Annotated in this window: 14 protein-coding genes; 8 read left to right on the forward strand and 6 right to left on the reverse strand. The window is 63.7% G+C overall.

Translation table 11 applies throughout. The features are described 5' to 3' along the window. Positions 1-17: 17 nt before the first annotated feature. Positions 18-1,169: a DUF3089 domain-containing protein gene (locus tag FCS99_RS05920; protein ID WP_138511148.1), complete on the reverse strand. Its 1,152-nt coding sequence runs from the start codon at positions 1,167-1,169 to the stop codon at positions 18-20. Between the two features lie 76 nt (positions 1,170-1,245). After that, positions 1,246-3,033, reverse strand: a complete 1,788-nt coding sequence (locus tag FCS99_RS05925) for a class I adenylate-forming enzyme family protein (protein WP_138511149.1) — start codon at positions 3,031-3,033, stop codon at positions 1,246-1,248. A gap of 244 nt (positions 3,034-3,277) precedes the next feature. Between FCS99_RS05925 and FCS99_RS05930 the strand changes: the two genes are divergently transcribed. After that, positions 3,278-5,317 carry a 3-hydroxyacyl-CoA dehydrogenase NAD-binding domain-containing protein gene (locus tag FCS99_RS05930; protein ID WP_138511150.1) on the forward strand — a complete coding sequence of 680 codons (2,040 nt, stop codon included), beginning with the start codon at positions 3,278-3,280 and terminating at the stop codon, positions 5,315-5,317. Between the two features lie 144 nt (positions 5,318-5,461). Here FCS99_RS05930 and FCS99_RS05935 read toward each other — a convergent pair whose 3' ends face one another. Further along, the gene (locus FCS99_RS05935) at positions 5,462-6,628 is read right to left on the reverse strand and encodes a CaiB/BaiF CoA transferase family protein (RefSeq protein ID WP_138511151.1); all 1,167 of its coding nucleotides are present in this window, start codon (positions 6,626-6,628) and stop codon (positions 5,462-5,464) included. Next, complete coding sequence (locus FCS99_RS05940; protein ID WP_138511152.1) at positions 6,625-7,095, reverse strand: MarR family winged helix-turn-helix transcriptional regulator; 471 nt, start codon at positions 7,093-7,095, stop codon at positions 6,625-6,627. Before FCS99_RS05940 ends, FCS99_RS05935 begins: the two co-directional genes overlap by 4 nt. A gap of 350 nt (positions 7,096-7,445) precedes the next feature. Here FCS99_RS05940 and FCS99_RS05945 point away from each other — a divergent pair, with 350 nt between their 5' ends. The 7 genes from FCS99_RS05945 (at position 7,446) to FCS99_RS05975 (ending at position 18,545) form a co-directional block, all read left to right on the forward strand. Continuing rightward, positions 7,446-9,986: a TonB-dependent receptor gene (locus FCS99_RS05945; RefSeq protein WP_138511153.1), complete on the forward strand. Its 2,541-nt coding sequence runs from the start codon at positions 7,446-7,448 to the stop codon at positions 9,984-9,986. Between the two features lie 147 nt (positions 9,987-10,133). After that, the gene (locus FCS99_RS05950) at positions 10,134-12,080 is read left to right on the forward strand and encodes a sulfotransferase (RefSeq protein WP_138511245.1); all 1,947 of its coding nucleotides are present in this window, start codon (positions 10,134-10,136) and stop codon (positions 12,078-12,080) included. Positions 12,081-12,109: 29 nt separating this feature from the next. Then, entirely contained in the window at positions 12,110-14,077 is a 1,968-nt protein-coding gene (locus FCS99_RS05955) for a BCCT family transporter (protein ID WP_138511154.1), read from the forward strand. 98 nt (positions 14,078-14,175) lie between these two features. Beyond that, on the forward strand, positions 14,176-15,060 hold the full coding sequence (locus FCS99_RS05960) for a DUF3034 family protein (RefSeq protein ID WP_138511155.1): 885 nt from the start codon (positions 14,176-14,178) through the stop codon (positions 15,058-15,060). 9 nt (positions 15,061-15,069) lie between these two features. Next, a complete protein-coding gene (locus FCS99_RS05965; protein ID WP_138511156.1) occupies positions 15,070-15,582 on the forward strand; it encodes a group I truncated hemoglobin in 513 nt (170 codons plus the stop codon). A gap of 40 nt (positions 15,583-15,622) precedes the next feature. Beyond that, complete coding sequence (locus FCS99_RS05970) at positions 15,623-16,207, forward strand: cupredoxin domain-containing protein (protein ID WP_138511157.1); 585 nt, start codon at positions 15,623-15,625, stop codon at positions 16,205-16,207. A 7-nt stretch (positions 16,208-16,214) separates the two neighbouring features. Continuing rightward, on the forward strand, positions 16,215-18,545 hold the full coding sequence (locus FCS99_RS05975; RefSeq protein ID WP_138511158.1) for a putative bifunctional diguanylate cyclase/phosphodiesterase: 2,331 nt from the start codon (positions 16,215-16,217) through the stop codon (positions 18,543-18,545). A 57-nt stretch (positions 18,546-18,602) separates the two neighbouring features. On the opposite strand, the gene FCS99_RS05980 is transcribed toward FCS99_RS05975, so the two are convergent. Both FCS99_RS05980 and FCS99_RS05985 read right to left on the reverse strand, forming a co-directional pair. Continuing rightward, the gene (locus tag FCS99_RS05980) at positions 18,603-19,580 is read right to left on the reverse strand and encodes a zinc transporter ZntB (RefSeq protein WP_138511159.1); all 978 of its coding nucleotides are present in this window, start codon (positions 19,578-19,580) and stop codon (positions 18,603-18,605) included. Next, entirely contained in the window at positions 19,573-20,541 is a 969-nt protein-coding gene (locus FCS99_RS05985; protein WP_138511160.1) for a mechanosensitive ion channel family protein, read from the reverse strand. The genes FCS99_RS05980 and FCS99_RS05985 overlap by 8 nt, the downstream gene beginning before the upstream one ends. Positions 20,542-20,563: the final 22 nt, after the last annotated feature.

The following is a 20,563-nucleotide window of genomic DNA, read 5'->3' on the forward strand; positions in this document are numbered from 1 at the left end:
TTTGGCGTGGGGAGGGATCAGTCCGCGCCGTGCAGCTCCGCCTGGGCACCGACGAAGTCGATCAGATCGCCCTGGACGATACCGAAATCGATCAGGTGCAGACCCCAATCGGCCAGGATGGCTCCGTCCGGAGTCATCACATCGCCGACAATCGTGTCGGTGCGCGGGTCGGACGGATCGCCGTGGACGGTCAGCGCCAGATACTGGCCGCTTTCATTGTCCAGGCATTCGCCCGAGAGCAGGCCGGGGACCTTGACGAAGGGCGTCTCGATCTCCGGACCGCCCTCGACCCAGTCGCCCATCACGCCGGAGGAGGTGAAGGCGCTGCGCGTGTTGAGATAGGCGTCGAACTCCACATTGCCCTCGGTGCCCGGCAGGTCGGCCGGATTGGTGCACACCACCCGGGTGTCCGGATCGCCGGAATTGGCAAAGCGCGAGCCTTCCGGCGGCGGCGCGTCCGCGCGGAAACTGACATAGGCGATCACGCAGCCGGTATCTTCCGGACCCGTGCAGGGCGCGACGGACTGGAAGGAGCCACCAGTGGCCGCATCGACCGGCTGGGTCACATTGAATCCGATCAGCAGGGCGGACAGCATCTGGTCCTGCAGCGGCGTGCCGTCGATCTCGCGGGCCACCAGCTGGGTCAGCATGCGCGTGCCCTGGGAGTGGCCGATCAGAACGAAGGGCCGGCCATCATTGTCGTTTTCCATGTAATGGCGGAAGGACGCCGCAACATCGAGATAGCCCATCACGCCATCGGCGCCGGTGTCGGTATTGCCCGCCATCATGGCGCGCAGCGCGGTCAGCGTGACCTGGCGATACATCGGCGCGAAGGGACGGCAGACCGAGTTGAAGCGCGCGAACTGGGCTTCGATCACCCGCATTTCCTCGTCATTGGCGACGAGGTCGCTGTTCGGTGTCTCGTCATTGGAGACGGTCGGATAGACGTAGAAACAGTCGATCGCCGGGTCTTCGGCGATGACGTGCGGCTCGATGGTGGTGCTGCCATCGGCCTCGATCACCGTGGCATCGATATTCACTGCGCAGGCATCTTCGCGGCCCGGGCGGCACAGCCAGTGGCTGGCTTCGTCATAATCCGGCGGCATGTATCCGGCCGGTTGGGCCAGGCTGGTCACTCCGGCGGCCATAAGGCTGGCAAGCAGGCTCATTGGTATCACTCCCCTTGAATGAGACCGGCCCGGTTTTCCGGGTCCGGTGACTGGTCGTTCTCGTGTGAAAAGGCGGTCAGGCCACCCCGGCGGCCTCGCGGGCCTCGATCTCGGCGTCGAACATGGGTTTGAGGTCGCTCTTCATGATCTTGCCATTGGCATTGCGCGGCAGGGTCTCCTCGGAGAAGAGGATCCGCACCGGCACCTTGAATCCGGCCAGATGCTCGCGCACCCAGGCCTGGAGTTCCGCCTCGGTCGCCGATTGGCCCGGGGCCAGGTGGACCACGGCGGCGGGTTCCTCGCCCAGCGTGCGGTGCGGGATGCCGATCAGGGCGGCATCGGTCACGGCGGGATGGTCATAGAGAACATTCTCCACCTCGGTGGAATAGATGTTCTCGCCGCCGCGGATGATGATGTCCTTGGCGCGGTCGACGATGAAGCAGAAGCCCTCCTCGTCCAGCTTGGCCAGGTCGCCGGTCTTGATCCAGCCATCGACAAAGGTCTCTGCCGTGGCCTCCGGATTGTTCCAATAACCCGCCACGATCTGCGGCCCGCGGGCCCACAGCTCGCCCACTTCACCGACCGGCAATTCGCGCGATCCGTCCGGACTCATGATCTTGAGGTCGGACACCGGGACGGCCGGGCCGCAACTGTCGGGCCGGTTGAGATAGTCCTCGGAGGAATGGCTGGTCACCGTGGCCGAGGTTTCCGTCATGCCCCAGCCATTGCCGGGCAGGGCGCCGAAGACCGACTTGATCTTGCGCACCAGGTCGGGCGCCGAGGGCGCGCCGCCATAGGCGATCGCTTCCAGCGAGGAGAGGTCATACTTCTCGCGGTCCGGATGCTCGATCAATTGCCAGGCAATCGTCGGGACGCCGCCGGTCGTGTTGACCTTTTCCGTCTCGATGATCTGGAAAGCCTTCACCACATCCCATTTGTGCATGAACACCATCGTATTCCCGGCGAAGATCGTCCCCATCAGTCCGGCATTGCAGGCCGTGACGTGGAAGAGCGGGATCACCGTCAGGGAGACTTTCGGCGTCGGTTCCGGCGGCATCTCGCCGCGGCGCAGGCAGGAGCGTGCGGCGGCATAGCCCGAGGACAGGATGTTGGTGAGGATATTGCGGTGTGTGCCCAGCGCGCCCTTGGGATTTCCGGTCGTGCCCGAGGTGTAGAAGATCGTCGCCGGATCATCCGGGGCGATCTCGACCTGGGGCAGGTCCTGGTCTTTCAGGCCGGGATAATCCTTCGGGCCACCGATCACGTCTTCCAGGCGGCGGGCCGGTGCGGCCAGCGGCGCGTCCGAGCGCGAGACCAAGACCTGTTCCAGATCCGGCAGTTCGGTGAGGCTGGGGGCGATACGCTCCCAGCGTTCCGCATCGCAGACCAGGACTTTGGCACCGGAATTCTTCAGCCCGTAGGCTAGTTCCGAGCCGGTCCACCAGGCATTCAGCGGCACGATGATCGCGCCCAGGCTGGTAACGGCAAAGAAGACGACCGGCCATTCCGGCAGATTGCGCATCGTCAGGGCGACGCGGTCGCCCTTGGTGACGCCCAGCTCCTGCAGCTCGTGCGCCAGGGCCGCGACGGCCTTGAACCAGGCCGCATAGGTGACCCGCTCATCCTCATAGATGGTGAAAAGCCGGTCGCCATGCGTGGCGCCATGGCGCGCCAGTTCCGGCAGGGCAGGCAGCGCATTTTTCCAGGTGCGTGTCGGAACACCGCGAATTTCCACGGTCTCCATCTCGAACCGCATCTCCGGTGCGCACAAGGCGTCCTGGATCTGGTCCAGCGAGGCTTTGGGCCAACCTTCGGGCAATTGGTATGCTGGCGCCGCGTCGGGCGCGTCGTCTGTCTTTTCCATCCCCGGCAATCCTGTTTTCGGTTTGCTATTATCTTTGTAGGGCAAACAATACGGTGAGACCTGAAAACCTACAAGGGAATATGCCCAACGCCGATGAATGTCGGTGCTTGCTTTGTGTATCGAATACAGGGTATGCGTCTTCGCTGATTGGCCCCGGCGCGCCTGCGCGTCCATATTGGGGGTCGTTATCCGCTGAGTTCAGGCGCTGCGCCGTCGAAAAAGAATTGATGAGGGAGAGACAGGCATGTCCGTGATCACCACTCGCAAGGACGGGGACGTCCTGGTCGTTACGTCCAACAATCCGCCGGTCAATGCGCTGGGCCAGGCCGTCCGTGCCGGGCTCGCCGAGGCCATCCAGGAAGCCTCGGCCGATGACGCCATCAAGGCGGTCGTGATCACCTGCGAAGGCCGCACCTTCTTCGCCGGCGCCGATATCACCGAATTCGGCAAGCCGCCGGTCGGCCCCTCCCTGCCGGAAGTCGTCGACGCCATCGAAGCCAGCGCCAAGCCGGTCGTCGCGGCGATTCACGGCACCGCCCTGGGCGGCGGGCTCGAGGTCGCGCTGGCCTGCCATTACCGGATCGCTGTAGCCTCGGCCAAGCTGGGCCTGCCGGAAGTGAAGCTGGGCATCCTGCCGGGCGCCGGCGGAACGCAGCGCCTGCCGCGCGTGGTCGGTGTCGCCGACGCCCTGCCGATGATCGTCACCGGCAATCCGATTTCAGCGTCCAAGGCCGAAGGCATCGGCCTGGTCGACAAACTGGTTGCCGAGGATGACCTGGCTGGTTCCGGCGTCGCTTTCGCCCGCTCCGTGGCGGACAAGGGTGATCACCCGGTCTCCTCCACCCGCACGGACAAGATCAAGGACATCCCGTCCGACAGCGATTTCTTCGACGAGTTCCGCAAGGCCCAGATGCGCCGCATGAAAGGGTTCGAGGCTCCGGAAGCCTGCATCGAGGCCGTGAAGGCCGCGATCGACCTGCCCTATGCCGAGGGCGTCAAGAAAGAGCGCGAACTGTTCGGCAAGCTGGTCTCGGGCACCCAGTCCAAGGCCCTGCGCCATGTCTTCTTTGCCGAGCGCGCGGCCGCCAAGATCGACGATATCCCGAAGGATACGCCGCTCATCCCGATCAAGAAGGTCGGCATTCTCGGTGCCGGCACGATGGGGGGCGGCATCGCCATGAATTTCCTCACCGCCGGCTATGCGGTGACCATTGTCGAGCGGCAGCAGGAAGCGCTGGACCGCGGTGTCGCCATCATCCGCAAGAATTACGAGCGCTCGGCTGCCAAGGGCCGCTTCACCGAGGCCCAGGTCAAGGGCGCGATGGATCTGCTCACCCCGACGCTGGACTATAATGACCTGGCCGATTGCGACCTGGTCATCGAGGCCGTGTTCGAGAACATGGATGTGAAGAAAGAGGTCTTCCGCACGCTGGACGGCATCGTCAAACAGGGTGCGATCCTGGCCTCCAACACCTCCTATCTCAATGTCGACGAGATGGCCGCCGAGACCAAACGTCCGGGCTCCGTGCTCGGCCTGCACTTCTTCTCGCCGGCCAATGTCATGCGCCTGCTGGAGATTGTCCGCGCCGAGAAGACCGAGCCGGCCGTGCTCAAGACGGCGATGGATCTGTCCAAGAAGATCGGCAAGGTCGCCGTCGTGGCCGGGGTCTGCTTCGGCTTCATCGGCAATCGCATGCTCTCCCCGCGCCAGCGTGCCGCCCAGGCCATGCTGCTCCAGGGCGCCATGCCGTGGGATGTCGACAAGGCGCTGACCGATTTTGGCATGCCGATGGGCCCCTTCCAGATGTCCGACCTCGCCGGTCTGGACCTGGGCTGGGACAAGGCCAACTCCAAGAGCGAGACCATTCGCGACGTGCTCTGCGAACGCGACCGCCGTGGCCAGAAGACCGGCAAGGGCTTCTATGATTACGACGAGAACCGCCGCGCCATCCCGTCCGATGAAGTGGCCGAGGTGATCAAGGAATTCGCCGCCAAGTCCGGTCTGGAACAGCGCAGCTTCTCCCCGGATGAAATCCGCGAAGCCCTGCTCTTCCCGATGATCAATGAGGGCGCCAAGATTCTCGAAGAAGGCATGGCCCAGCGCGCCTCCGACATCGATACGGTCTGGATCAATGGCTATGGCTGGCCGGCCTATACGGGTGGTCCCATGTTCTGGGCCGACACGATCGGTCTCGACAAGGTTGTCGCTGGCCTCAAGGCCCAGGGCGCCGAGGTCTGCAAACTCCTGGAAGACAAGGCCGCCAAGGGCGAGACGTTCAACTAGGACTGCTGAGGTTTCTCCTCGCCCTTGATGGGCGAGGGGGACCGCGCGCATGCGCGGTGGAGTGGGTGACAGTCAAAGAGTTGGAAAGCGCTCTGCGCTTTCACCCCTTCCGGCTCGTCGCTTCGTGTCGACCCACCTTCCCCGTCAAGGGGAAGGTGGGGCGCTTGATTCCAGCGCCGCCAATTCCGCCAAAATCTCATCCGTATGTTCACCCAGGCCCGGGCAGCGGCCGGTTTCGCCAATCGGCGCATCGGAAAAGCGCATGGGTGAGCGGATGCCGGGAATGTCGTCCCGCTCGATGACCAGTCCGCGATAAACCGCCTGCGGGTCCTGGAGTGCCTCTTCGACCGTGTTGATCGGTCCGGCGGGAATGCCTTTCTCTTCCAGCGCGGTCAGCCAGTGTTCGCGCGTCCGGTGCTGCATGAGATCCGCGATACGGCCGGTGATGTCCGCCCGGTTCTCCACGCGCTGGGCATTGGTGCGGTTGGCCGCGAGGACGTCCTCGCCCAGTTCCAGCAGGTCCGCCAGGCGTTCGAACTGGCCGTCATTGCCGCAGGCGATGATGATGTGTCCGTCCGAGCAGGGAAATTCCTGATAGGGCACGATGGACGGGTGGGCATTGCCGATGCGCTTCGGCGTCCGGCCGGTGGCGAGATAATTCATCGCCTGATTGCCCAGCACACCGATCATCGTGTCCAGCAGCGCCATGTCGATATGCTGGCCCTTTCCGGTCCGCTCGCGCTGGGCGAGGGCGGCCTGGATGGCGATCGTGCCGTAAAGCCCGGTGAAGACATCGGCGAAGGCGACGCCGAGGCGTTGGGGCGGGCCATCGGCCTCGCCGGTCAGATCCATCACGCCGGACATGGCCTGGATGGCCAGGTCATAGCCGGCCCGGTGTGCATAGGGTCCGTCCTGGCCGAACCCGGTCACCGAACAATAGACCAGGCGCGGATTGCGGGCCTTGAGGCTCTCATAGTCGAGCCCGTACTTGGCGAGCCCGTCGACCTTGAAATTCTCGATCACCACATCGGCATGGTCGATCAGGCGTTTCACCGTCTCCAGCTGTTCCGCGTCGTGATAGTCCGCGATCATGGACCGCTTGCCGCGATTGCAGGAGTGGAAATAGGCGGCCGAGCGCCCGCTTTCATGCTCGATCCAGGGCGGGCCCCAGGTGCGGGTATCGTCGCCGGCGGGGGCCTCCACCTTGATCACATCGGCGCCCAGATCGGCCAGGGTCTGGCCGATCCACGGGCCGGCCAGGATGCGGGCCAGTTCGACGACGCGCAGGCCCGCCAGCGGCGTCCCGCTCATTGGTGCAGCTCGCCCGGCTCCAGGAAGGGCGCCGCGTCCAGCGCCTCGGCATCCATCAGTTCGGCGATGCGCTGCAGCGAAGCGATCAGCATGTTCTGCTCCCAGGGCTGCAGGGTGCGGAAGGAGCGCAGGAAGCCGGCCTGCAGCAATTCGGGCGAACTCTTGCTCGCCTCGATACCCTTGGCCGTCAGCTTGGCCATTACGACGCGCTTGTCGGTATCGCTCTTCACCCGCTCCACCAGACCGGCCTGGACCAGGCGGTCCAGGATGGAAGTGATGGTCGCCTGGCTCAGCGACACGGCGCGCGCAATCGCGCTGGGCGACATGTCGCCCTGCTTGTGCAGGGTGTCGATGACCACCAATTGCGGCGCCGTCAGCCCGGTCGCTTTCACGAGGCGCTTGGACTGGAGATCAATGGCGCGGGTGATGCGGCGCAGGGCCACTAGGATTTCGTCGTGATCGCTCATGCTTGCCTGGCTGAACCTGTTTTCTTTTCCTTTATCGCCGCTTTGCCGGCTTTCCAACTCTCATACCGCGCTAGGCCCGGAAATATTTCGAACACGCAGCATATTTCGATGCGAATTTCCTTCAGCGTCGAAGCAGTGATTTGGTTACTAGGTGTCGCATACATGTAACGGTTTCTGGAAAGTTTAGCAAAATCAACGGGAAAACCCGTGAGGTTCGTTATCAAATCTAAGTTTTCGCAAGTGCGGAAATGCTTCCAGCTCAAAGCAGGTCTGGTCAGGCCGGGCCGGACTGGCTAGATCGGTCGTTAATTCCATACCGTAACAGTGAAAACAGGGGCTGCATCCGCATCATGCTGAAGCAAAGAGCACTGACGACCACCATTCTCTCCGCCGCCGCTTTCTCCATCCTGGGGACGGCTGCCGCTCATGCGCAGGTCGACGTCGTGACCGTCACCGCGACCAAGCGCGAAACGAGCACGCAGGACATTCCGCTCGCCGTCAACGCGATGAATGAAGAGACGCTGGACGAACTCGGCGTCGACGTGTTCACCGACTATCTGCAACAACTGCCGGGCGTCACCGCCGGCGGCTCCGGCCCCGGCCAGTCCACGATCTATATCCGCGGCCTCGCGTCCACCACGCCGAACCTGACCACGGCCGGTGTCGCCGGTCTGGCCCCGAACGTGGCGCTCTATCTCGACGAGCAGCCGGTGTCGCAGCCGGGCCGTAACCTGGACGTCTATGCCGCCGATCTGGCGCGCGTCGAGGTCCTGCCGGGACCGCAGGGCACGCTCTATGGTGCATCCTCGCAGGCCGGTACGGTCCGCCTGATCACCAATCGTCCGGATCCGTCCGCCTTCTACGCCTCCACGAACTTCGCCGTGTCCTTCACGCAGGACGGTGAGATGTCGAACAAGGCCGAAGCCGTCGTGAACGTTCCGGTCGCCGACAATTTCGCACTGCGCGGTGTCGTCTATGTCGACCAGCAGGGCGGCTATATCGACAATGTCCCGGGTGTCGTGAACGCGTCGGAATCGGCCCGTTTCCGCCCGGCCGGCACGGTCCGCGCCAATGGCGTTCCGGTCAGCGCCACGCGCGCCGGCTTCCAGTCGACCGCCGATCTGTCCGGCGTCACCTTCCTGGACGCCAACAATTCGGACCTGCTGGAAAAGAACTTCAACGATTCCACCTATTCCGGCTTCCGCATCAGCGCGCTGTATGACTTCAATGCCGACTGGTCCCTGACCGTCATGCACATGCAGCAGCAGCTGGACTCCGAAGGCGTCTTCTTCGTCGATCCGACCCTGGACGACCTGGAAGTCTCGCGCTTCGAGGAAGACGAGCTGGACGACTACTTCCACAACACGAGCTGGACCCTGGAAGGCCGCCTCGGCGCCCTGGAAATGGTCTACACCGGTGCTTACACCGACCGTGAAACCGACCAGCGGGTCGACTACACCGACTATCTCTTCGTCGGTCAGTACCTGCCCTATTACATCTGTGATGGCTCTGTGACCTATCCGGGCGCTGCCGCCCCGTCGGGCACGTGTCAGGCCCCGAACCTGTTCGTGAACTCCGGGACGAATACCAGCGTGTTCACGCAGGAACTGCGCTTCAACACGCCGGAAGATCGCCGCATCCGCGCGACCTTCGGTGGTTTCTACTCCGACATGGAAATCGCGGAGCTGAACGACTTCACCTATCCGGGGTCCGAATACGCCATTTCCTTTGACGGCGTGACGACCGGCTTCGGTCCGAACTATCCGCTGACCAATATCGACGCGACCGGCCCTGTCGGCGACGCCTCGGACGGCTACTTCTCCGATCCGGGCCCGTTCCCCGCCGGTGTGATCTTCCGGAACGACGTGCTGCGCACGGACACCCAGTTCGGCTTCTTCGGTGAGACCACGTTCGACATCACCGAGCAGTTCTCGCTGACCGTCGGCGCCCGCTATTACGACATCGAGGTTGACCTGCAGGGCAGCGCCAACTCGTCCTTTGGCAATTTCGGCGCGACCACGGACGCCCAGCTGTTCGGCACGAACATCTCCGCGCTCTATGCCTCGGACAATCCGTTCGGCAATCCGGATGCGGCCGCCACTGACGGCTTCATCTTCAAGGGGACGCTGGAATGGCGCCCGACCGATACGACGCTCTTCTACGCGACCGTGTCGGAAGGCTTCCGTCCGGGTCTCCTGAACCGTCCGGGTGGCGCAGCAGGCCCCGGTGGCTACACCGTGCCCTACGCCCTGGATACGGATGACGTGACCAATTACGAATTTGGCTGGAAGACTGACCTCTTCGACAACCAGCTGCGCTTCAACGGCAACGCCTTCTTCGTCGAGATCGAAAATCTGCAGACCACGATTTTCGACCCGTCCATCACCAACCTCTTCTTCTCGGATAATGCGGCCAACGCCGAAATCCGCGGTGTCGAAGGTGACGTGACCTGGGCGCCGGCCGACATTGAAGGTCTGACGGTTGTCGGTGCCTTCTCCATTCTCGACACCGAGATCACGGAAGTCCTGACGCCGACCAATGACGTTGTCGCCGGTTCCGAGCTGGCCTTCGCGCCGAGCTATCAGGCCAACCTCCGGGCCCGCTATGAGTGGTATCTGGACAATGGCATGATGGCGCACGTGATGCCGCAGATCACCATCACCGACGACAGCTGGTCCGACGTGATCGAGATCAACAAGGCGGAGATCGAGGGCTATGCCTCGCTGAACTTCTCCACCGGTCTGACGGGTGACAACTGGTCGGTCGAAGTCTTCGCCGACAACCTCACCAATGAGCGTGGCGAGATGGCGAACAATTTCGTCTTCGACCGCGAACAGGTGACGATCATTCGTCCGCGAACCGTCGGCGTGCGTGTCGGGGTGCAGTACTAGGCCCTGACAAGAGCTTGGCCAAAAGCCAAAATGGAAAGCGTCCCTGCAAGGGGACGCTTTCTGCGTTCTTCAAGACCGGCGGAGCCCGATAGCGTGTCAGAGGAAACGGACAGTCATGTCCAGGCGCTGAATACGGCGCAAAAACAGATGTATGAGAACCGGTTCGATGCCGCGCTGGAGACGCTCCGGCCCGTGCTCGAGGCAGAACCGGATCATACCGATGCACTCTACATGCAGGCGGTTTGCTGCCGCTATCTCCAGCAATTCGATGCCGCCCAGGCGGCGCTTGACCGGATCAAGCGGACCGCACCGGATTTCGGACGCGCCTTCCAGGAAGAAGGGCACCTCCTGCGCCAGCGTGGCGAGACCGGTCGTGCCCTGACCGCCTATCAGCGTGCCTGCCAGTTCAATCCGGCCCTGATCGCCAGCTGGCGGGCCCAGGCCGAATTGCTCCAGGCTGCCGGCCGTCCCGAGGAATCGCGGCTGGCTGCGGCCCAGGCTGATCGGGTCAGCGCGCTGCCGCGCGAGCTGATCTCGGTCACCCATCTCCTGCACGAGGGCAAGCTGCTCAAGGCGGAGAAGCTCTGCCGCGCCTTCCTCCAGAAAACCCCGCACCATGTCGAGGGGATGCGTCTCCTGGCGGAACTGGGCAACCGGTTCGGCGTGCTCGAGGACGCGGATTTCCTGCTGGAAAGCGCGATCGAGTTCGATCCGGACAATCCGCAATTGCGGCTCGACCACATCCAGATCCTGCGCAAGCGGCAGAAGTTCGAAGCCGCCCTGGCCCAAGCCCGGCATCTCTACGAAACCGAGCCGGACAATCCGCTCTTCCAGTCCCACTTTGCCATCGAGAGCATGCAGACCGGGCATTACCAGCGCGCGCTGGACCTGTTCGACCAGGTGCTCGAACGCCTGCCCCAGGACCCGGCGACGCACACCTCGCGCGGTCATGCCCTCAAGACGCTGGGCCGCCAGGACGAAGCCGTGGCGGCCTATCGCCGGGCCTACAGCGCCCAGCCGGATTATGGCGATGCCTGGTACGGGCTCGCCAATCTGAAGACCTACCGTTTCACCGATGAGGAGATTGCCGGCATGCAGGCCCAGGAGGCCTCGCCCGATCTCACCTTCGCCAATCGCATCCATCTCTGCTTTGCACTGGGCAAGGCTTTCGAGGATCGTAAGGACTATGACGCGTCCTTTGCCTATTACGAGCGCGGCAATGCGCTGAAAAAGCTCCAGACCCGCTATACGGCGGAGCAGATGGACGAAGAGCTCGAGGCGCAGGCGAGCCTGTGCACGCCGGACCTGTTTGCCAAACAGGGCGGCAAGGGCTGCGATGCGCCGGACCCGATCTTCATTGTCGGACTGCCGCGGGCCGGCTCCACCCTGCTGGAGCAGATCCTGGCCTCGCACAGCCAGGTCGATGGCACGCTGGAATTGCCCAACATCCTGGCCCTGTCGCACCGCCTGCGTGGCCGCAACCGCTCCGACCGGACGCGCTATCCGCGCATCCTGAACGAGCTGGAGGCCGATCAGCTGCGCGAGCTGGGCGAGGACTATATCGAGAATACCCGCATCCACCGCGCCGGTGCGCCCTTCTTCACCGACAAGATGCCGAACAATTTCCGGCATATCGGCCTGATCAAGCTGATCCTGCCCAATGCGAAGATCATTGATGCCCGCCGCGAGCCCATGGCCTGCTGCTTTTCCGGCTTCAAACAGCTCTTCGCCGAGGGCCAGGAATTCACCTACGGGCTCGAGGAAGTCGGCCGCTATTACCGCGGCTATGTCGAGCTGATGGAGCATTGGGACCGGGTCCTGCCCGGCGAGATCCTGCGCGTGCAGTACGAGGATGTCGTGGCTGATCTGGAGACCCAGGTCCGCCGCATCCTGGATTTCTGTGGCCTGCCCTTCGAACAGGCCTGCCTGGATTTCCACGCCACCGAACGGGCGGTGCGCACCGCCAGTTCCGAACAGGTCCGCCAGCCCATCAACACGAAGGGGATCGAGCAATGGCGCCATTTCGAGGCGCATCTCGATCCGCTCAAACAGGCGCTGGGCCCGGCGCTCGAGACCTATCGCACACCCGCCTGACACCGACGCGAAAGCGAGGATTGATCTCCATGCGAAGAATAGAACCTGCCGTCTTTTTCCCTGCTGCCATCCTTGTGTTTGTGGGAGTCGCCTATTCCGTTCTCGCCGGTGAGCAGGCCGAGCACATCTTTTCCCAGATCCAGATCGCCATCACCGAAACCACGGGCTGGCTCTACACGGTCGGGGTCGGCTTTTTCCTGGTGGCCTTGCTGATCGTCGCCTTCTCCGACTGGGGGCGGATCAAGCTGGGGCCGGACGACAGCATGCCGGAATACGGGTTCGCCTCCTGGTTCGCCATGCTGTTCTCGGCCGGGATGGGGATCGGCCTCATGTTCTTCGGGGTCGCCGAACCCCTGACCCACTTCCTGGTCCCGCCGGAAGGTGATCCGGAAACGGTGGAGGCCGCGCGCCAGGCGATCATCCTGACCTTCTTCCACTGGGGTGTGCATGCCTGGGGCATCTATGTCGTGGTCGGTCTCAGCCTGGCCTATTTCACCTATCGCCACGGCCTTCCCCTGACCATCCGCTCCGCCCTGTATCCGCTGATCGGGGACCGGATCTATGGCTGGATGGGACATACGGTCGACACGATCGCCGTGCTCGGGACGCTCTTCGGTGTTGCCACTTCGCTGGGCTTCGGCGTGACGCAGATCAATGCCGGTCTGAATACGCTGTTCGATATACCGATCTCCGAAACCGTCCAGCTGATCCTGATTGCGATCATCACCGGCCTGGCCACGATTTCCGTGGTCGCGGGCCTGGATGCCGGCATCAAGCGCCTCTCCGAGTTCAACCTCTACATGGCTGTGGCCCTGATCGCCTTTGTCTTCCTGGTCGGTCCGACGCTCTTCCTGATCTCGGCCTTCGTCCAGAATATCGGTGATTATCTCGACCAGTTCGCCACGCTGACCTTCAATCTCGATGCCTATGGTGACGGGGAATGGGTCGGATCATGGACCCTGTTCTACTGGGGCTGGTGGATTTCCTGGTCGCCCTTTGTCGGCATGTTCATCGCGCGGATTTCGCGCGGCCGCACGGTGCGCGAATTCATCTTCGGCGTTCTGATCGGCCCGACCCTGTTCACCTTCTTCTGGATGACGGTCTATGGCGACAGCGCCTTGCGTCTGGCCCTGGCCGGACAGGCCGACGCCATGCTCGACACGGTCCGCAATGGCACCAGTGAACTGGCGCTCTTTGCCTTCTTCGAACACCTGCCGCTGACGCCGATCATCTCGACCGTGGCCGTGATCCTGGTGGCCACCTTCTTCGTGACCTCCTCGGACTCCGGCTCGCTCGTGAAATCGACCCTGGCCTCCGGCGGGGCTCTGGAACCGCCGGTTTCCCAGCGCCTGTTCTGGGCCCTGCTGGAAGGCGTGGTTGCAGCCGTGCTTCTGGTGACCGGCGGCCTGGCGGCCCTGCAATCGGCGACGATTGCCGCCGCCTTGCCCTTCACCCTGGTCCTCATCCTTTCCTTCTTCGGTCTGATCCGGGCCTGGTCGCTGGAAACGGCGCGGCGGGCCGGTCGCAAGACGGCCGCCCAATTGCCGGTCGAAGGTGCGGCCATGCCCTGGAAGGCGCGGCTGAAGAACATGTTCTCCCGCCCCACGGGCAAGGAGGTCGACGCGTATATTGCCGGCACCGCCACCGACGCGCTGACCGAGGTCGCCGAGGAGCTGCGCTCCTATGGCTATGAGGTCGAGCAGGAGGGCGAGAAAGGCATGACCTCCTTGCGGGTGATGGATGCGGAGAAGCCGGAATTCCTCTTTAAGGTCCAGCGCATCCTCTATGACGCACCCTATTTCTCGACCCCGGAAGTCGAGAATGACGAGCGTTCCAATGCCGACAATGACGAGGATTATGCTCGCGCCGAGGTTTTCCTCTCCGATGGCGGGCAGCACTATTGCGTCTATGGATTCTCGAAAGTGCAGATCATCCGCGAAGTGTTGCGCAATTTCGAGCGTCACCTGCAATGGCTCTACCATATCGAGCATACCTGATCCGGCAATAACCGACTGGATTAATGGGTTTTTAAAGCGCACCAATCTAGCCTCTGCCCGAATTGGGACATCCGTTCCGCAACCGGGCAGGGGCAATCATGGCGTTTCGAAAACAATGGGTCGCAGCTCTGGTCCTGGCCGGGCTGGCCGGCCCGTCTGCGCTGGCCAATGGCTGGTCGGATGAGTGGGGCGGCAAGCTGCTCCTGACCCGCGGCATCTCCACCGTGGAGGGCGCGGGCGGCGGCGGCCTGGCGAGCTGGGCGCTGATCACCGGCAATGAGACCGAGCGCGGCATTGGCGGCACCGCCCATGCCAGCTGGGTCGAACTGCCCGATTACAGCTTTTCCGCCCAGGGTGTCGCCCTAGGTTTCCACGACCGGTTCGAACTGTCCTATACGCGCCAGGCTTTCGACACCGAAGCCGTGGGCGCTGCGCTCGGCCTCGGCCAGGGCTTCACCTTCGAACAGGATGTCTTCGGTGCGAAACTGCGCCTGTTCGGCGATGCGGTTTATGACCAGGACAGTTGGCTGCCCCAGATCGCCGCCGGCGTGCAATACAAGGTCAACAACCAGTCCGCTGTCCTCAACGCGATCGGGGCGCAGGATGATGAGGGCGTCGATCTCTATCTGGCCGCGACCAAGCTCTATCTTGATCGATCCCTCCTGCTGAACGCCACCGTGCGGGCCACCCGTGCCAATCAGCTCGGCATTCTCGGTTTCGGCGGGGATCTGGAGGACGATTATCAGTGGGCCGGCGAGTTCTCCGCCGGCTATCTGGTCAATCGCCGTCTCCTGATCGGCGCGGAATACCGCTTCAAGCCCGACAATCTGGGCCTTGCCGGCGAGGATGACTGGCTCGATGTCTTTGCCGCCTGGGCCGTGAATGAGCATCTCACCCTGACGGCCGCCTATGTGGACCTCGGCTCCATCGTGACCTTCGAGGACCAGCGCGGTCTCTACTTTTCCATTCAGGCCGGTTTCTAGGAGGCCGAGATGATGATCCGATCCCTGTTGCTTGCGGGCCTTTTTTCCGCCGGTCTGTCTGCCGCTGCCCTGGCCCAGTCGCATCCGCCCCACGCCCAGCCGGGCGAGCTGGAAGTGGACCCCTATACCGTGTCCGACGCCAATGCCGGGGCCGATCCGATCGAGGATGCGGATGTGTTCGTGGCCTTTGGCGGCGAGGCGGGGATTGCCCGCGTGGTCGACGGCCTGCTGGAACGGGTCCGGGAGGATGAGCGGATCGAGGGCATTTTCCGGGCCTCCGACTGGCCGCGCCTGCGCCGGACCCTGATCGAGCAATTCTGCTACATCCTCGGCGGGCCCTGCACCTATACCGGTCGTGACATGGCCTCGGTGCACCGCGATCACGGCATCACCACGCGCGAATTCAATGCGCTGGTGGAGAATCTCCAGGATGCCATGGATGCCGAGGGCATTCCCTTCGCCCTCCAGAACCGGCTTCTGGCCCGGCTTGCTCCGATGCATCGCGATGTCGTCACCCGTTAGGCTTTACGCGATCTCAAGACCGCTCTGCTCTATTGGGGCTATGATGCGTTTGCTTAGCCTTTTGGCCGCGCTGCTTGTGTCCGGTCAGGCCGCCGCCGAAGACGTGACCGTCCGGGTCACCACGCCGGCCGGAGAGCCCGTTGCCCATGCCGTGGTCAGCCTGCCGGGCGCCTTGCCCGCTTCGCCGGCGGACGTGGTCCATGAAATGGCCCAGGAAGACCTCCGGTTTGATCCCTTTGTCCTGGTCGTGCCGCAGGGGGCCGAAGTGGTCTTCCCCAATCGCGACCGGGTCCGGCACCACGTCTATTCCTTCGCGCGCGACAATGCCTTCGAGCTGGAACTCTATGGCCGCGAGCAGGAACGCAGTGTCGTTTTCGACGCCCAGGGCAATGTCCCGATCGGCTGCAATATCCATGACAATATGATCGCCTATATCCGTGTCGTGGATACGCCCCACGCTGTGGTGACGAATGCTGACGGCGTGGCGGTTCTGGAGGGTGTGGCGGCCGGGCCCGTCACGGTCTGGCACCCTTATGCCAATGCCGAGAACAATCGGCTCGTCCTCGATGCGCCCGCCGATGGCAGCACGCTGGATGTGACCCTCGACGTCCACGGGCGGCGATAGGTCCGCCATGCGCTTCCGCTCCCTCCGGACCAAGCTCGCCGTGATCTATGCGGGCCTGTTCGCCCTCGTCATGCTGGCGGCGGCAGCAGCCTCTTTCTATACCGTACAGCGCAATGCGACCCGGCTGGTCCAGGACGAGATGGCCGCCATGGCCGCCGTGTTCGACCGGATCTGGGCCCTCAATGCCCGCCAGATGGGCGATGCCGCCGACATCCTGTCGCGGGATTTCGGTTTCCGGGCTGCTGTGGCGACGCGCGACGTTCCGACCATCGAGTCGGCCCTGGACAATCTGCGCCAGCGCTTTGAATTCGACATTGCCTTCGTTATCGACCAGCAGGGCCAGGCCATCGGTGCCGGCGACATCCTGTCGGGGGAGACCATCCGCCTGATCGAGACCAGCCTGGAAGCCCGCGAGACGCCGGGCGGGGTGGTGGTGCTGGACGGATCAGCCTTTCATGCCGTGGCCCGCCCGGTACGCGCGCCCGATCATGTCGGCTGGGTGGTGTTCGCCTACAGCCTGTCGAGCCAGGGCCTCAATGACCTGACGGAACTGTCTGCCATTCCGCTGGAGGCGCGCCTGTTCTGGTCTGCCGGCGATGCGGGCTGGCAGGCCTCACGCAGCGATGGCGATGATTGGCGCAACCTTTTGGGCGAGACGCCCGGCGAACAGGATGTCGGCTATTCCCTGGATCGCGAGCATCTGGTCAGTGCCATTGCCGTCGACAGTCTCTCCGACACGATGTCGGCCGTCCTTGTCCTGCAATACCCGGTCGCCCAGGCCATGGCGCCTTTCCGCACCATGATGCTGGGTCTGCTCGCCGCCGGCCTGGCCGGACTGGCCATCATCCTGGTCGGCAGCTGGCTGATTGCCCGCGGCCTGTCGCGGCCGCTGCAGGCGCTCGAGGCCGCCGCCGGCCGTCTGGCCAAGGGCGAGGCCACCAGTGTCGCCGCGCCCGGCCAGGACGAGATTTCCCGCCTGGCCCACAGTTTCAACACGATGGGCGAACAGATCGCCGCGCGTGAAAAGCGCATCACCCATCTGGCCCTGCATGACCCGGAGACCGGCCTGGCCAACCTCCAGGCGCTGGAACAGGCCGTGCGCGACCTGTCCGACCAGGGCGAGGCCGAGCAGGTTTTCGCCATTGCGGTGGGGATAGACCGTTTCCACCAGGTTCGCGGGGCGATCGGGTTTGCCCTGTCCTCCCAGATGATCGTCGATCTGGCCGCGCGCCTGGAACAGGTCTGTCCGGATGTCTGCCTTGGCCGGGTCGCCACCGATTCCATCGGTCTCGTCCTGCGGGCCGAGCATGCTGCCACCGTGGAGGCCGTCGCCCGCCAGATCGTCGACCTGGCCAATACGCCGGTCACCCTGCGCGATGAGCCGGTCGATCTGCACGCCACGATCGGAATCGCTTCGCTGGCGGATACCCGGCAGGCTGGCCTGACCGTGATCGAGTGCGCCGGTGTCGCCATCGACCAGGCCCGCCAGGCGCAACAGCGTTTCGCCCGTTTTGACGGCACCGCCTATGGCGATCCGACCCGGAAGCTTTCCCTGATGAGCCGCATGTCCGCCGGTCTGAGCGCCGGGGATCTCTATCTGAGCTATCAGCCCAAATATGATTTTCGCACCCGGAGCATCCGGTCCTGTGAGGCCCTGATCCGCTGGGAAGACCCGGAGCGCGGTTTCATCGGTCCGGATGACTTCATCCCCATGGCCGAGGAAACCGGCCATATCCTGCCCCTGACGGAATGGGTGCTGGACCGGGCCATTGCCGACCAGGTGCGCCTGAAAGCGGCGGGTTTCGACATCCAGATCGCAATCAATATCTCCGGTCGCCTGATCTCCGATCCGCGCTTCATCGACACGGCGCTCGACCGTCTGCGCGGCCGCGCCGGCCGGATCTGTTTCGAGATCACCGAAACCGCCGTCATCGACAATCCCGACCAGGCGCTGGCGCAAATGGAGCGTCTGCGGGAGGCGGGGATTGTGATTGCCATCGATGATTATGGCTCCGGCCTGTCCTCCCTGGCCTATCTGCGCTCGATCCCGGCCGAGGAGCTGAAGATCGACAAGGCCTTTGTGCTCAATCTCGATGAGTCCCGCGAGGACCGGCTGCTGGTGAAGTCCACCATCGACCTGGCGCACTCGCTGGGGCTGAAAGTGGTGGCAGAAGGCGTGGAAACCGCGGAATCCGTGGCCGTGCTGGCGGGCATGGGCGCGGACTATGCCCAAGGATATCACATCGGACGACCCGTCCCGCTGGGCGACTTCCTCGCCTCGCTCAAGGGCCGGTCCGGCGACCCGGATCAGCGCCCGGCTTCCAGGGCGGCCAGCTAGAGCCCCAGCGGCTTCAATTCACGGATCAGATCAATCAGCAGGCGCAGGCCGCCGCCGTCACAGCCATTTCATCTTCCGGAACAGCCAGACCTGGCCGATGCCGATCGCGGTCAATATGCCGACGAACCACCAGAAGGCGCTGCCCAGGTCCGAGCCCGGAATACCGCCGACATTGATGCCCAACAGGCCGGTCAGGAAGCCCAGCGGCAGGAAGATGGCGGCGATCAGGGACAGGACGTAGAGATTCTTGTTCATCCGGTCGGCCAGGCCATTGGCCAGTTCGTCCTTGACGATCTGGGCCCGCTCGCGGATCGCGTCCAGGTCTTCCAGATAGCGCGTGATCCGGTCGAGATTTTCCTGCAGGCGACGCTTGGCCGGCGGGTCCAGCCAGACGAAATCCATCGTCCGTAATTGCGCCATCACATCGCGCTGGGGCGCGAAATAGCGGCGGAAAATGATGGCCTGGCGGCGCAGCGTATTGATGGTCTGGCGTTCCTCGATGCTCGGCTCGTCCATCACCATTTCCTCGACATCATCGAGGGCGGTGTGCAGCTCGGTCATCACCGGCTCCATCCGCTCGAACAGGCGGGCCGACAGCATGGCGATGAAATCGCCGGAATGCTTCGGGCCCTGGCCGGCGGCGAGGCGGTCCTGGATGTCCTTCACCGCCTTGAGCGGACGCCGCTGCACCGTGATGATCCGGTGGGCATCGATCCACAGCCGGATCGAGACCATGTCCTCCGGCTGGGCATCCTGGTTGAGATTGACGCCGCGCAGGATCATCAGCGCGCCCTGGTCGAACTCCACCATGCGCGGCCGGGTTTCCTCGGCCAGAAGGGCATCCACGATCAGCGGATCGAGATAGTCCAGCTCTTCCTTGATCCAGTCGCGGGAATCCGCGTGCAGCGCATCCAGATGGATCCAGGCCAGGCTGTCCGCCTTGATGTGCGCGGCTATATCGCCATGGCTCAGCGCAGCGCCGCCGCCCTGGCCGTCAATCGTGGTGGCGTAGAGAATGCCGGTCGCGTCAGGCATCGGTCTTCACCTCGCCGGACTTGATATGCAGATCGCGCTGCGGGAAGGGGATCTCGATCCCGTGCTCACGGAATTTCCGCCAGATCGCGAACATGACCTCGCTCTGCGGCGCCCAGCGGCCATCCACGACATTCTCCACCCAGAAGAGCAAGGTGAAGTCGACCGAGCTGTCGCCGAAATTCAGCAGGAAGCATTGTGGCGCCGGATCGTCGATACAGCGCGGATGCTCGCGCGCGGCCTGCAGGATGAGCTCCTGCGCCTGTTCGATGTCCGACCCGTAGGCCACGCCGAGATTGATCTGGATGCGGGCCTTGGTGGAGGACAGGGTCCAGTTGGTGACGCGATTGGTGATGAAGTCCTCGTTCGGGATCAGGATTTCCTTGCCGTCGAAGGTCTCGATCAGCGTGTAGCGGGCCGAGGAGCGGCGCACGAAACCGCTGGTCCCGTCGGGCAGTTCGATCAAATCATCCTGCTCCACCGAACGTTCCAGCAGCAGGATCAGGCCGGAGATGAAGTTGGAGGCGATCTTCTGCAGGCCGAAGCCCAGACCGATACCCAGCGCGCCGCCGAACACGGTCAGCGTGGTCAGGTCCAGTCCGATCATGTCCAGCGCGATCAGGCCGGCCAGGACATAGATCGCAATCTGGAAGACCTTGGTCACCAGGATGCGCGTCGTGGACCGCATCTTGGTCAGCTTTTCCAGCCGGCTGTCGACCACATCGACAATGATCGCCGTGGTCCAGAAGACCAGCGCCAGAACGGCCAGCGCCCGCAGCACCGTGTAGGCACTGATCCGCACATTGCCGACCTCGAAGGTCAGGCTGTCCGTGTCCAGATAGGTCCGGGCAATTTCCAGATGACCGGTGACCCCGGCGGCGACGATGCCGGCCAGCATCAGGAAGACCAGCCAGCGCGCCCAGGCGCCGGTCGGCTTGATAAGGGTGATCAGGAAGGACTTCATGCGCGTCTGCAGCGGCTCCGAA

Source organism: Maricaulis alexandrii (assembly GCF_005871165.1).
Lineage (GTDB): Bacteria > Pseudomonadota > Alphaproteobacteria > Caulobacterales > Maricaulaceae > Maricaulis > Maricaulis alexandrii.